The organism is Myxococcota bacterium (assembly GCA_039030075.1).
Lineage (GTDB): Bacteria > Myxococcota_A > UBA9160 > UBA9160 > SMWR01 > JAHEJV01.
In genome coordinates, this window is the sequence record JBCCEW010000002.1 from 227,068 (window position 1) to 239,090 (window position 12,023).

Annotated in this window: 12 protein-coding genes; 4 read left to right on the forward strand and 8 right to left on the reverse strand. The window is 71.1% G+C overall.

Going from position 1 to position 12,023, the window contains the following annotated elements:
• Positions 1–705 (forward strand): dienelactone hydrolase family protein, encoded by a 705-nt coding sequence (locus AAF430_02815; GenBank protein MEM7409151.1) that lies wholly within the window; start codon positions 1–3, stop codon positions 703–705.
• 47 nt (positions 706–752) lie between these two features.
• On the opposite strand, the gene AAF430_02820 is transcribed toward AAF430_02815, so the two are convergent.
• On the reverse strand, positions 753–1,463 hold the full coding sequence (locus AAF430_02820; protein ID MEM7409152.1) for a PAS domain-containing protein: 711 nt from the start codon (positions 1,461–1,463) through the stop codon (positions 753–755).
• A 75-nt stretch (positions 1,464–1,538) separates the two neighbouring features.
• On the opposite strand from AAF430_02820, the gene AAF430_02825 reads away from it, so the two are divergent.
• Positions 1,539–2,180 carry a PilZ domain-containing protein gene (locus tag AAF430_02825; GenBank protein ID MEM7409153.1) on the forward strand — a complete coding sequence of 214 codons (642 nt, stop codon included), beginning with the start codon at positions 1,539–1,541 and terminating at the stop codon, positions 2,178–2,180.
• On the opposite strand, the gene AAF430_02830 is transcribed toward AAF430_02825, so the two are convergent.
• The 6 genes from AAF430_02830 to AAF430_02855 all read right to left on the reverse strand — a co-directional run bounded on the left by AAF430_02830 (position 2,158) and on the right by AAF430_02855 (position 8,683).
• Positions 2,158–3,324, reverse strand: a complete 1,167-nt coding sequence (locus AAF430_02830) for a glycosyltransferase (protein ID MEM7409154.1) — start codon at positions 3,322–3,324, stop codon at positions 2,158–2,160. The two genes, AAF430_02825 and AAF430_02830, sit on opposite strands and share 23 nt — an antisense overlap.
• On the reverse strand, positions 3,321–3,854 hold the full coding sequence (locus AAF430_02835) for a hypothetical protein (GenBank protein ID MEM7409155.1): 534 nt from the start codon (positions 3,852–3,854) through the stop codon (positions 3,321–3,323). Before AAF430_02835 ends, AAF430_02830 begins: the two co-directional genes overlap by 4 nt.
• Positions 3,855–3,947: 93 nt before the next feature.
• A complete protein-coding gene (locus AAF430_02840; GenBank protein MEM7409156.1) occupies positions 3,948–4,406 on the reverse strand; it encodes a nuclear transport factor 2 family protein in 459 nt (152 codons plus the stop codon).
• Positions 4,407–4,487: 81 nt separating this feature from the next.
• Positions 4,488–5,519 (reverse strand): alcohol dehydrogenase catalytic domain-containing protein, encoded by a 1,032-nt coding sequence (locus AAF430_02845; protein ID MEM7409157.1) that lies wholly within the window; start codon positions 5,517–5,519, stop codon positions 4,488–4,490.
• Positions 5,520–5,558: 39 nt separating this feature from the next.
• On the reverse strand, positions 5,559–6,605 hold the full coding sequence (locus tag AAF430_02850; protein ID MEM7409158.1) for a deoxyhypusine synthase family protein: 1,047 nt from the start codon (positions 6,603–6,605) through the stop codon (positions 5,559–5,561).
• The gene (locus tag AAF430_02855) at positions 6,602–8,683 is read right to left on the reverse strand and encodes a thioredoxin domain-containing protein (GenBank protein MEM7409159.1); all 2,082 of its coding nucleotides are present in this window, start codon (positions 8,681–8,683) and stop codon (positions 6,602–6,604) included. The genes AAF430_02850 and AAF430_02855 overlap by 4 nt, the downstream gene beginning before the upstream one ends.
• Positions 8,684–8,829: 146 nt before the next feature.
• On the opposite strand from AAF430_02855, the gene AAF430_02860 reads away from it, so the two are divergent.
• The gene (locus AAF430_02860; GenBank protein ID MEM7409160.1) at positions 8,830–9,576 is read left to right on the forward strand and encodes a hypothetical protein; all 747 of its coding nucleotides are present in this window, start codon (positions 8,830–8,832) and stop codon (positions 9,574–9,576) included.
• A gap of 71 nt (positions 9,577–9,647) precedes the next feature.
• Positions 9,648–11,261 (forward strand): acyl-CoA synthetase, encoded by a 1,614-nt coding sequence (locus AAF430_02865; protein ID MEM7409161.1) that lies wholly within the window; start codon positions 9,648–9,650, stop codon positions 11,259–11,261.
• A 14-nt stretch (positions 11,262–11,275) separates the two neighbouring features.
• Here the strand turns inward: AAF430_02865 and AAF430_02870 are convergent, their stop codons facing one another.
• Entirely contained in the window at positions 11,276–11,989 is a 714-nt protein-coding gene (locus tag AAF430_02870; GenBank protein MEM7409162.1) for a DUF1499 domain-containing protein, read from the reverse strand.
• Positions 11,990–12,023 lie beyond the last annotated feature (34 nt).

The following is a 12,023-nucleotide window of genomic DNA, read 5'->3' on the forward strand; positions in this document are numbered from 1 at the left end:
GTGAACCTCTCGGAAGTCGATCTCGGGTTCCTGGCCGTCCCCGATTCCGGGGACGGGCCGGGTGTGGTCATGATCCACGACGTCTGGGGCCTCGCGGACCACACCCGCGACCTCGCCGCGCGCCTGGCGAGCGAGGGCTTCGTCGTGCTGGCGATCGATCTCTACCGGCGCGAATCCAGCGTCGAGATCGCCAACCCCGGTGCCTGGATGCGCGCGCTCTCGGATCCCCAGGTGCTCGGCGATCTGCGGGAAGGTGCGCGTTACCTCGCCACGCGCACGGCCGGGCGGGTCGGCGTGGTCGGCTTCTGCATGGGCGGGAGCTACGCCCTGATGGCGGCCTGCAGTGATCTGGGCTTTGCCGCGGCCGTGCCCTTCTATGGCCTGCTCTCCCACGATCATGGGCTGCTTCACGACCCGGACGGCCTCGACCCGGCGAAGAAGCCCGAGGCGCCCCTCGCGATGGCGCCGCGGCTGGGCTGTCCGCTGCTCGCCTACTTCGGCGCCGAGGACGAGTTCGTCCCGGTGGACGATGTACGCGCCCTCGAGGCGGCGCTGCCCGCGGAACCCGCGAGCGAGATCATCGTCGTACCGGACGCCGGCCACGCCTTCATGAACGACACGCGGCCCGACGCCCACCGCCCCGAGGCGGCCACCGCGGCCTGGAGCCGCACGGTCGGGTTCCTGCGCCAGCACCTGGCCGGCTAGTCGGTCGGCTCTCCGCGACGGCCGCTCCGTTTTCGGCCGCGGGCGAGCTAGCGGGGGCGCGCGACGACCAGGGCCAGGGTGCGATCGCGGGTGGCGAAGCGGGTGACGCTGCAGGCCACGGGCACCTCGCGTCCTGCGCTGTCCTGCAGGCTCGCTTCGAAGCGGCGCGGCTCGGCGCCTTCGGTCATCGCCTCGAGTTCGGTCCACCAGGCCGACTGTCGGGACTGGGGCACGAAGGCCATCGCGTCGACCCCGAGCAGGGCGTCTCGGGCGACGCCCAACAGGGCGCCGGCGGCCGGGTTGGCGTCGACGATGTGGCCCGAGTTCGCGTCCAGGGCAAGGAAGCCGTCCGCGACCCGATCGATCGCCGCGGTCACGGCACGGCGCTTCGCGCGGGGAGCCCCCTTCGCGCGCCGCGGCCGGGATGTCTGGCGCAGTCGTCCCACGAAGGTCTGCTGGAGAGGGCGCAGCGCGCTCTCGAGATCGGCGGCCACGCCGGCATCGGCGCGCTGGGCCGCCCCGATCCAGGCGTCGAGCAGCGCCGCGGCACGGCGGTCGTGAACGTGCACGCCGTCCAGGGCGGGTTCGCTGGCGCCGCGGCCCGAGAGATGGGCGGCGACGAAGGAGCGGAAGCGGCGGAGCAGCTCGGCTTCGGGGCTGGCCGGACGCGGCGCCGCAGGGCCGAGCTGGGACTGCATCAACGCCTCGATCTGGAGGCGATGGCGAATCAGGAACCTGGCCAGCTCCGCTCCAACCACACCGGAAGTTTACTGGCACAGGGCATCTGCGCGCCCGTCTCAATTTCGGCGCAGGGTCGGCCGATGCAGGCAGCGATGTCCGAGCTCCCGCAGCAGCGCATACTCCTGTCACACGCTCCCTCCGAGGCCTACGCCCCGATGACCCGGGTGATCCTCGGGAAGCTCGGCTATCTGATTCTGCTTCCCGAGGAGCACGAGTCGATCGACGATGGCTCGCCCGAGATGAAGCCCGTCGTGCGCATCCTGGACGAGCGCCAGCTCGCCGAGGTGCCCGACGAGCACGACTCGGTGCCGATCCTGATGATCACCGGGCGCCATGGCGTCACCGGCGCCGACCCGCGCATTGCGGGGGCGGTGCGACGTCCCGCCGGCATGCACGAGCTGTTTCGCCTGATCCAGCAGCTCACCGAAGACACCCCGCGCTCGACGCCGCGGATCGCCACCCATCTCACCGCGACCTGCCGACACGGCTCGCGCGAGTGGACGACCACCATGCTGTCACTCTCGGAGAACGGCTGCCTGGTGCGGAGCCCCGAGCCGATGACCCTCGGCGGTCGCATCGAGATCGAGTTCGATCTGCCGGAGGTCGGGAAGCTCGATCTCGAGGCCGAGACCGCCTACCAGCTGCTGCCCGACGTCGGCATGATCTTCCATGCGACGCGCGGCGCCGATCGCCAGGCGATTGCCTCCTACCTCACGAAGGCGTTGCTGGCCTGACGAGTCGCAGGGGCGACTGCGGCGCTTCGATGCGCGCTCCGGTCACCTCGCAGTAGAGGTTCTCGAGGGCCTCCACCGTGTCGCGGATGTCGTGCTGTCGACGCGCGCGCGCGGCAGCTTCGCGACCCAGTCGTTCGCGCAGGGGCGGGTCGTTGGCGAGCAGCGACAGCGCTCGGGCGAGGGCGAGCGCGTCTCCGCCGCGCACGAGCCAGCCGTCCTCGCCCGACGTCACCACTTCCGGAACGCCGCCGACGGCGCTCGCGACGACCGGGCGTCCGAGGGCCTGGGCTTCGAGCAGGGCCAGCGGCAGCCCTTCGTGGCGCGAGGGCAGCACCACCAGGTCGGCGATGCGCATGAGACCGAATACGTCGCTGCGGTGGCCGAGCAGGCTGACGCGGATGTTCGCGGGTAGGCGCCGCGCGGCGCGTTCGATCGCGTCGCGTTCGGGGCCGTCGCCGGCGAGCCAGACATCGAAGGGCACGCCTTCGCCGAGTTCGCCGAGGGCGGCGAGCAGGACGTCGTGCCCCTTCACCCGCTGCAGGCTGGCGGGAACCAGGAGCGTCACGGCGCCGCGACGCGCGATCGGACGCGGGTTCGGGGCCTGTCGCGCGGACGCTTCGAGGGCGGCGAAGTCGACACCGTTCGGGATCACCGAGATGCGCGACCCCCAACGGTCCCCGACCTCGCGGAGTGCGCTGGCCCGCACCCGGTCGGAGACGGCCACGACCGCGTCCTGCCAGCGGTAGGAGGCCGCGTTCAACCAGCGCGAGGCCGGGCGATAGACGTCCTGGGTGGTGTGCTCGGTGTAGACGACGCGGGTGGGCAGCCCGCGGCTCGCGATCCGCGCGAGCGTCCCCGGCACGGGGAGGTGGGCGTGCAGGACGTCCGCCTGTTCCGCGCGGAGCCAACGTCGCAGGGCTCGGGTGGCCCGGGCCGGGCGGGACGTCGGCGGCAGCTTCTCGAAGGGCAGCGCGGCGGCGGCAAGCGCGCGGGCGACCGGCCCCTCTTCGTCGTGGGCCGCGAAACCGTAGTCGAAGCGGCGGCGATCGAGGTAGGGCAGGGAGTTCAGGATCAAGCGCTCGGCACCGCCGAGTTCGGTGGTCTTCAGCAGGATCCGGACCCGGAGCGGCGCGTTCGCACTCACGGAGCCGGTGCCGCCGGCAGGGTGTCGCCGAGGGCGCGCCACTGGGCGTAGGCGGCTTCGGCTTCGGCCTCGAGGCCAAGGGCTTCGGCAGCGAGCGCCCAGCCCGCGACGGCCCGGCTGTCTTCGGGCGCCAGCTGGGCGGCGCGCTTGAAGGCGGTGTAGGCGTCCTGGTCGCGCTGTCGCCGCCGCTCGAGCGCGCCCAGCGCGATCGAGGTCTCGACGTCGTCCGGGACGGCCTGGAGTGCCACCTCGAGATGGCCGACCGCCCGTGCGAGATCGCCGCGTTCGGCGTGGATCTCAGCGGCGCGGCGACGCAGCCGCGGGTCGTTGGGCCGACTGCGGACCGCGAGCTCGATCTCGCGGACCGCTTCGACCTCGCGGCCCTGGGCCAGGTAGGCGTTGGCCAGGCTCGCCGGATCGGGCTCGGGCGCACCCGCGCAGGCCAGCCAGGCGGCCCCGAGCAGGGTCCCCAAGGCGACCGCGGCGGGCAGGCGGGCCGACGAGTCCTTCTGGCGGGTGCGGACGTGCACCCCGTCTGGATCGGTCGACCGATCGGGGCCTTTGACCGGTTTTTTGCGTGTTCCTGGGGGCCCTCGCGGTGCCCCTGGAGGCCTCGCGACGCGCTAGCCGCCGCCGGCGATCTGCTTCTTGCGGTCCATCCAGCCTCGGATCATCTCGGCGAAGTGCGCCGGGTTGTAGATGTCCTCTTCGAAGGACCACAGGTGGCTCCCGGCGTACTTCAGCAGCGTGAAGTTGTACGCCTGGTGGAGACTGCCGTCGCCGGGATCCTCCATGCGGTTCCACACCTGGCAGGTGATCCAGCCGCGTTCTTCGTCGATCGTGTACCACTCGATCGGGAAGTACTTCATCTCGTTGTTGATCGGCTGGGACATCGTGTCGCTGATCCAGCGGCGAATCGCCTCGCGTCCGCCGAGCTGCCCGTAGTGGTGCTCGATGTAGGTGGCATCGACGGTGAACTGGTCGGCCCAGGGGCTCCAGTCGCCGCTGGTCCCGGCCTCGAGGCCCAGTCGCTGGTAGTTCTCGAACGCGTCCTCGAGTTCGCTGCGGCTCCACTTGCCCATCGTTCCCTCCTGTTCCCGCACCGTCGGTGCGCGCGGAGGGTCACCATACGGGAAGCCACGCTCGGGGTGAAGCGTCGTCGCTCAGTCGAGCAGCAAGGTCACCTTGACCGCTCCCGTGCCCTTGTCGCCGGCGACCGCGAAAGCGGTTTCGATCTCGTCGAGGGGGCGCTGGTGGGTCGTCAGGGCCGAGAGGCGTCCGGCATCGGCGGCGAGCAGGTCGATCGCGTCGGCGAAGTCGGCGCGCGGCGGCCCCTGGGCATAGCAGTTCGACCAGACCAGATGGGTCTCCTTGAGCAGCAGCGGGAACGGCGGCAGCGACACCTGGTCGAAGAGGCCGAGGACCGCGATCATGCCGCCGGGTCGCACTGCCGCGATGCCGGCTTCGAGGGTGTTGGCGCTGCCGCCGACGGTCTCGACGACGAGGTCGATGGCCGCGTTCTCGGCGTCGGGCGCGAGCTGCTCGGGGCGTGCTTCGGCCTCGCCGAGCACGCGGTCGGCGCCGAGTGCGCGGGCCAGCTCCACCTGATGATCGTGACGGGCGGTGATCCAGACCTCGGCGGCGCCCAGCGCCTTCGCCGCGGCAATCGTGAGCAGTCCGATCGTGCCCGCACCGAGGACAAGCACCCGCTGGCCCGAGGCGATGCCACCCTGGCGCAGCCCGTGGATGCAGACGGCCATCGGCTCGGCGAGCGCGCCCAAGGCGGGCGTCAGCGGTTCGGGCACCGGATGGAGTCGTTCGCCGGGCACGCAGATCTCTTCCGCGAAGCCGCCGGGCAGGTGGATGCCGAACAGCGCGAGCCGCGGGCAGAGGTTCATGCGGCCCGAGGTGCAGAGCGTGCAGTCCCCGCAACCGCGCAGGGGTTCGACTGCGACGCGGGTGCCGATCGCAGGCCTCGTCGCGCCCTCGCCATGGGCCACGACGTGCCCGAGCATCTCGTGCCCCGGCGTGTGTCCGACGGGCCAGAGTCCCGCGTGTCGAAAGTGGAGGTCGGTGCCGCAGACGCCACAGGCGGTCAGGCGCACGCGCGCCTCGCCCGGCGCCGGCTCAGGTCGCGGAACCCGTTCGATCGCGAGGGTGTTCCCGTCCCAGCGCGCGAGGCGCATCGCGCTCATCGCGGGGCTTCGGGTCGCAGCCCGCGCGGCTCGGGTGTCCTAGCCACCGAGGCGCTCCATCACCGCCCGCACGACCAGGGGCCACGCGATCGTCGCGTCGGCGAAGACTTCGACGTGGCGGCCGCCTTCGCTCTCCGGAACGAACTTCCCCCACGACACGCCCTCGGTGTAGCTGCAGCCCGACAGCCCGCCCCAGTGTTCGGGCTCGGGGCAGATACGCACGGCGTAGCGGTAGCGGCGCACGGGCTCGTCACTGCCGATCCGCGCGCGCAGGATCTCGAGGTAAGGGCCGACCTGCTGGGCCCAGTTGCGGGGGACCCCGCCGCCGATCGTGAAGATGCCGAGGTTCTCGTGTTGGCGAATCTGTTCGGCGAAGTGATCGAGATCGAGGAACGGATCGAAGGCGAGAGGCGCCTCGCCGCCGCGGCGTCGCAGGTGGTTGAAGATCGCGAGGTCGAGTCCCAGCTCCGAATCGGTGAACGCGGGCACGTACACCGGGACGCCTTTCTCTCGAGCGCTGCGCAGGACGCCGCGGCCTGCGCCCTCGGCGATCAGCCGTTCACCGAGCCGCTCGCAGATGAGCGCACTCGACAGCACCGCGTCCGCCGGGAGGTCGGAGAGCGCGGCCTGCAGGATGCGCTCGACGTCGTCGAGGTTCTGTTCGAGCTCGATGGTGTCGTAGACGCGGTTGTAGCCCTTCTCGTAGAGCTCTTCGTCGCGCATCGAGGTGCGGTGCTTGAAGTGCAGCATCCCCGCTCCCTCGGAGAGGCCGTGGGTCATCAGCGCGCCCGTGGACACGATCGCCTGGATCCAGCCGCGATCGATCATCTCGCAGATCACGAGCCCCTGTTTCGCGATCGTCATTGCGCCGGAGATGGTGAGGACGCGGAAGCAGCTCTCGTCGCGCACCATCGCCTCGAGGACATCGGCGGCTTCGCCGAGCCGCCGACCTCCGAACGCGGTCTGGCTCATCGAACGGACCAGCGCGTCGACACTCCCCGTCTGTGTCAGGTCGAGCGGAGCGAGCGGTTCGAGCCCGTCCTCGTGCCCCTTGCCGTAGGCGTCCTGGTTTCGTGCTTGGCTCATGATGCGGCGGGCGTCTCCTCGGTGAGCGGAAGTGGCGCGAGATCGGCCTCTGCCGTGATCGGTAGCGAACAGGTGGTCCCGCGACACACGTAGGCGGTGGCGCGGCCGTCGATGGCGACCCGCGACGCGAGCCAGCTCGGGTCGACGCCGGCGGGTCGTTCGTCGGGCGTCGCCACCAGCACGCCGTCCTCGGGTGTGAGCGCTCGGCGGGCCGCGAGCGCGAGCGCGTGTCGGTGGGCGTCGTCCGGGCCGACGATCACCGCCACCGACGGGCCATGCTCCGCGAGCCAGGCGGCACGAGTCAGCGTTGGCAGTGCCTCGGGCGCGCGTTCGAGCACGTTGCCGTAGGTCTGGAGCACGCGGCGGGCTACGCCATCCGGCTCTACGCGACCGGAGAGCGCCGCGACCCGCAGCAACCCGAGGGCCGCGAGACCTGCCGAATGGGGGGTGGCGCCGTCGTGGTCCGATCGGGGGCGCTGGGCGAGACGTTCTCCGTCGGTGGGGGTGAGGAAGAAGTCACCCTCGTCGGCGTCGTAGAAGCGCGTGCAGAGCGCGGCGGCGAGTGTCAGTGCGCGGTCGAGGAAGCGCTCGCCCGCGCCGGCCCGGTAGAGATCGAGGCAGGCTTCGAGCAGGGTCGCGTGATCGTCGAGGAACGCCAGGACGTGGGCGCGTCCCTGGTTCCAGACGCGCAAGAGGCGTCCCTGGTCGTCGCGCAGGCGGGCGTCGAGGAAATCGGCGGCAGCAGCAGCGGCGTCGAGCCAAGCGGATTCTTCGAGGAGCGATCCCGCGCGCGCGAAGCCGGAGAGGGTGAGTGCGTTCCAGGAAGTGACGCGCTTCTCGTCGGTGTCCGGTGCCGCCCGCTGCTGGCGCGCGGTGTAGAGTGCGGCGCGTTCTTGCGCGAATCGCGACCGCACCTCCCGCGCGCGGTCCGTCAGCACCGTCTGGCCGCCTTCGAAGTTGCCCGTTTCGGTGACCGAGTAGGCGTCGCAGAACGCTTCGGCCGGCTCACCCAGCACCCCGGCCACTGCATCGGGGCGCCACACGTAGAAGCATCCTTCCTCCCGGACGCCGTTCGGGTTCTCGCTGTCGGCATCCTGGCTCGCGAACCAACCGCCGTCGGGCGCACGCATCTCGCGCTCGAGGAAGCCGATCGTCTCGCGCACCGGCCAGAGCAGGTCGTCGTCGCCCGCGCCGCTGCGGCGCCACGCTTCGAGGTAGGTCCGCAAGAGTTGCCCCTGGTCGTAGAGCATCTTCTCGAAGTGGGGCACGCACCAGTGCGCGTCGACGCTGTAGCGGTGGAAGCCGCCTCCCAGGTGATCGTAGAGACCCCCGCGTGCCATCTCGCGGCAGGTGCGCACGACGTGTTCGAGCGCTTCCACGCCCTGGCGCGCCGGCAGCACGTCGATCCCCGCGAGCAGCAGGTCGAGAGAGGTGGGCGTCGGGAACTTCGGCGCGCCGCCGAATCCACCGTGGCGCGGGTCGGCTCGTTGCAGCATCCCCTGGCAGGCCCGGACGAGGCACGCCCGGCCGGGCGGAGGGGCATCGGCGCCAGCAGGCTTCCGGGACAATGCCTCCGTGATCTGGGTGGCGGTGGAGAGCACCTCTTCGCTTCGGTCGTGGTACGCCTCGGCGATCGACAGCAAGACCTGGCGGAACGCGGGCATGCCGTGGCGCGGTTCCGGGGGGTAGTAGGTGCCGCCATAGAACGGGCGTCCGTCGGGCAGACAGAACACCGTGAGGGGCCAACCGCCGTGTCCGGTCAGGCCGGTGACCGTGTCCATGTAGATCTGGTCGACGTCGGGGCGCTCTTCGCGGTCGACCTTGATGCACACGAACGCACGGTTCATGAGTGCCGCCGTCTCGGGATCTTCGAAGGACTCGTGCTCCATCACGTGACACCAGTGGCACGCGCTGTAGCCGATCGACACGAGGAGCGGGAGCGCTTCGCGCCGGGCGCGCTCGAGGGCCTCTTCGCCCCAGGGAAACCAGTCGACCGGGTTCCACTGGTGCTGCCGCAAGTAGGCGCTGGTCTCGTGGGCCAGCCGGTTCGGTTTGCGGTCGTCGGAGGGAGCAGACAACGGGGGGCGAACCTCGCGCGAGGGCGCCTACACTACCAACCCCCAGCCGAACCCGCCCGGTGCGACGGCGTTCCGCGGGGCCCCACGCGCGCACTCTCGGTCCGGTCGGCGCGTCGCGGAGGCTGGACCGCGGGGAGATTCGTCCGATGAACGTCGATGACGCGTGCGCCAAGGCCCTCGCCTACGTCGACGCGCACGGCGATGCGGCATCGCAGCAGCGGGCCCGCGCCATCCTGGGCGAGGGATCGGCGCAAGCGCTGCTCGACGCCGTTTCTGTCGACGAGGAAGACGTCCTTGCACTCCGGCGCGCACTCGGGTTGGCCGACGACCTGCGCGCGGTCTCGCTCGGTCCGGTCAAGGGGTGGTGCTCCGCGCTCGTGCGCATGCAGGCCGAGGACGGCGGGTGGCTCCCTGGAACCGACCTCGAGGCGCGTGTGTTCGAGACGGGCATGATCGCCGGGCATCTCGCCAAGACGCCCTACGTGCGTCCGAGCGTGCTCGATGCAGCCGCCCAGTTCCTCGCGGAGCATTGGACGGTCGACCGGGTGCAGTCCGGGGCCTGGGAGGCGATCGCGGCGTACGCCCATGTGTTCGCCAACACCGACCACGACGACGCCGACGCGATCCTGCAGTGGTGTGGGCGCGAACTCGGCAAGGGGTTCGTCACCCATCGCTTCGGAGCGATCCAGACGGCGCGGGTCTTCGTGTACTGCGACGCCCACGGGATCCCCGGCGCCGAGCTCGGCACCGAGGAACTCCTGATCGCACTTCACTCGGAGCAGGGCCTGGACGGAGGCTTCACCTTCGCACCCGATCCGGCGTCCGAGCCCAGCGTACAGGCGACCCTCGACGGCCTCCTCGCACTCCGACGGCTGTCGTCGCGCGGCGCCTAGTCCACCGGCGCGTGCGCGGCGCATCTCGACAGGGCGGGCGCGCGGCCACTACCGTGCTGCCCGGAGGCAGCATGTTCAATCTGGCTTGGCTCATGGAAGCGATCGCGGAGCGGGTTCCCGACCGGGAGTGTCTGGTCTTTCGCGATCGCCGCTTTCTCTGGAGGGACACACACGAGCGCACGCGGCGGCTGGCCGATGTTCTGCGCCGGGCCGGCCTCGGCTGTCACGTCGAACGCGGCCGGCTCGAGAACTGGGAATCCGGCCAGGACCACGTCGGCCTCTATCTCCACAACGGCAACGAGTACCTCGAGGGCATGCTCGGTAGCTGGAAGGCGCGGGCCGTGCCGGTCAACGTCAACTATCGCTACGTCGACGAGGAGCTGGTCTACCTGTTCCAGAACTCGGACGTACGCGCGATCGTCTTCCACGCGCGCTTCGCGCCGACGCTGGCACGCATTCGCGCTCAGCTCCCCCAGGTCCGGCTCTGGCTCCAGGTGTCCGACGAAAGCAGCGAGCCGCTCCTGCCCGGGGCGATCGACTACGAGGCGGCGCTCGCCGGGGCCGACCCGAGCGCACCGCGCGACCTCTCGCCCGACGATCTCTACATCCTCTACACCGGCGGGACCACCGGGATGCCGAAGGGCGTGCTCTGGCGCCAGGAAGACATCTTCCGCTCGGCGTTCTACACGCGGCCCGTCGACACGGCCGAAGAGGTGGTGGAGCGCGCGGTGCGCGGCGACATCCGCGCCTTGCCCGCTCCGCCCTTCATGCACGGGGCCGCCCATTGGGTTGCGTTCAACATGTGGAGCCTCGGCGGGACGATCGTGGTGCAGAACGATCCCGCGCGACTCGACCCCGACGACATCTGGTCGACGGTGGAGCGCGAGCGTGTCACCGCCATGACGATCGTGGGCGACGCGTTCGGGCGTCCGCTGGCCGACGCCCTGGCGCATGGGAACTACGACACCTCGTCCCTGCGGCTTCTGACCTCGGGGGGCGCGATCCTCACCGCGTCGTTGAAGCGCGAGCTGCTGGAGCAGCTGCCCGGCGTCCAGATCGTCGACGCGCTCGGATCCTCGGAGAGCGGCTCCCAGGCGCGCCACGAAACCAAGAGCGCAGGAGCGGCCGAGACCGGACGCTTCCAGCTGGCGCCCGACAACCTGGTGCTGAGGGAGGACCTCTCGGGCCCGGTTGCAGAGGACAGTGGCGAGGTCGGTTGGCTCGCGCGCACCGGGCGCGTGCCGCTGGGGTACCTCGGGGATCCGGAGAAGACGGCGAAGACCTTTCCCGTGGTGGGCGGCGTCCGCTACGCGGTGCCCGGCGACCGGGCTGCGCTCGAACCGAACGGCGACTTGCGGCTGCTGGGCCGCGACTCGGTGACCATCAACTCGGGTGGCGAGAAGATCTTCGCCGAGGAGGTCGAGCAGGCCTTGAAGCACCACCCGGCGGTGTACGACACCGTCGTCGTCGGGACCCCCCACGAACGCTGGGGACAGCAGGTCACGGCCCTGGTGCGACTGCGACCCGACCAGACGCCCGCGGAAGAGGTGCTCCTCGCCGTCGCGCGCTCCCACATCGCGGGCTACAAGCTGCCGAAGCGCTTCGTGTTCGTGGACGAGATCCAGCGTTCCCCCAGCGGCAAGGCCGACTACCGCTGGGCGAAGGAGCGCGCGCTCGAAGGCTGAACGCGCGCGCTGGGTCAGCGCACCGCGTCGAGGAGCCGTCGGATCCGCGCGGCGTTGGCGCCCAGGTCGCCTCTGCCCTCGCGGGAACGCGAGCGCACATCGATGACCGCGCCGCTGCCGTCGGGGCGGATGCGCACCACCACGTCGTCGACGAACTGGAACACGCGAGAGGTCTCGTTGGCTTCGAGCACGCCCGCCGCCGGGTCTTCGCGCACGATCGTCCAGCCGAGGTCGCGCATCGCCTGCAGCACGATCGCGAACGCCGCCGTCGGCGACTTCTCCAGCCGGAGCGCGGCAAGGTCCGGGTAGGCCGCGCGCTGCTGGCTCGCGAAGGCGTCGCCCGGATAGGCCATGTCGATCCCGAGCGCGTCCTGCGCCGCCACGAAGGCGGGCGGGTCGCCCGGGTCGGTGGTGATGTCGTTGATGGCGGGGAGGCCCGCCGCCGGACCGGCCGAGGCGCCGACCACCGCGAGGATCGCACCACTCGACAACGCACCGAAGAGCGCCTGTCCCCGACCGGCGCGGCCGGTGGTGGAGCGGGTGGCGTAGATGCCGAGCAGGCCGAAGAGCAGGCCGAACACGGCGAAGAGCCCACCCAGCATGTGGATCGGGAAGCCGACCTTCGAGGTCAGCGCACCGAGCTGGATCAGGAGCGGCGGGCCGAGGAACGCCGCGAGGGCGAGGATCGCCAGGCCGAAGCCCAGCTGGGCGAAACGCGAGGTGTGCACGCGAGCCTCCGGGTTGGGGCGCGGCAGCATACCA

Bases quoted from the DNA above. Each gene is read 5' to 3' on its own strand.
- AAF430_02825 (MEM7409153.1), top strand. From the start codon at position 1,539: ATGTCCGAGCTCCCGCAGCAGCGCATACTCCTGTCACACGCTCCCTCC.
- AAF430_02840 (MEM7409156.1), bottom strand. From the start codon at position 4,406: ATGGGCAAGTGGAGCCGCAGCGAACTCGAGGACGCGTTCGAGAACTAC.
- AAF430_02845 (MEM7409157.1), bottom strand. From the start codon at position 5,519: ATGAGCGCGATGCGCCTCGCGCGCTGGGACGGGAACACCCTCGCGATC.
- AAF430_02850 (MEM7409158.1), bottom strand. From the start codon at position 6,605: ATGAGCCAAGCACGAAACCAGGACGCCTACGGCAAGGGGCACGAGGAC.
- AAF430_02860 (MEM7409160.1), top strand. From the start codon at position 8,830: ATGAACGTCGATGACGCGTGCGCCAAGGCCCTCGCCTACGTCGACGCG.
- AAF430_02865 (MEM7409161.1), top strand. From the start codon at position 9,648: ATGTTCAATCTGGCTTGGCTCATGGAAGCGATCGCGGAGCGGGTTCCC.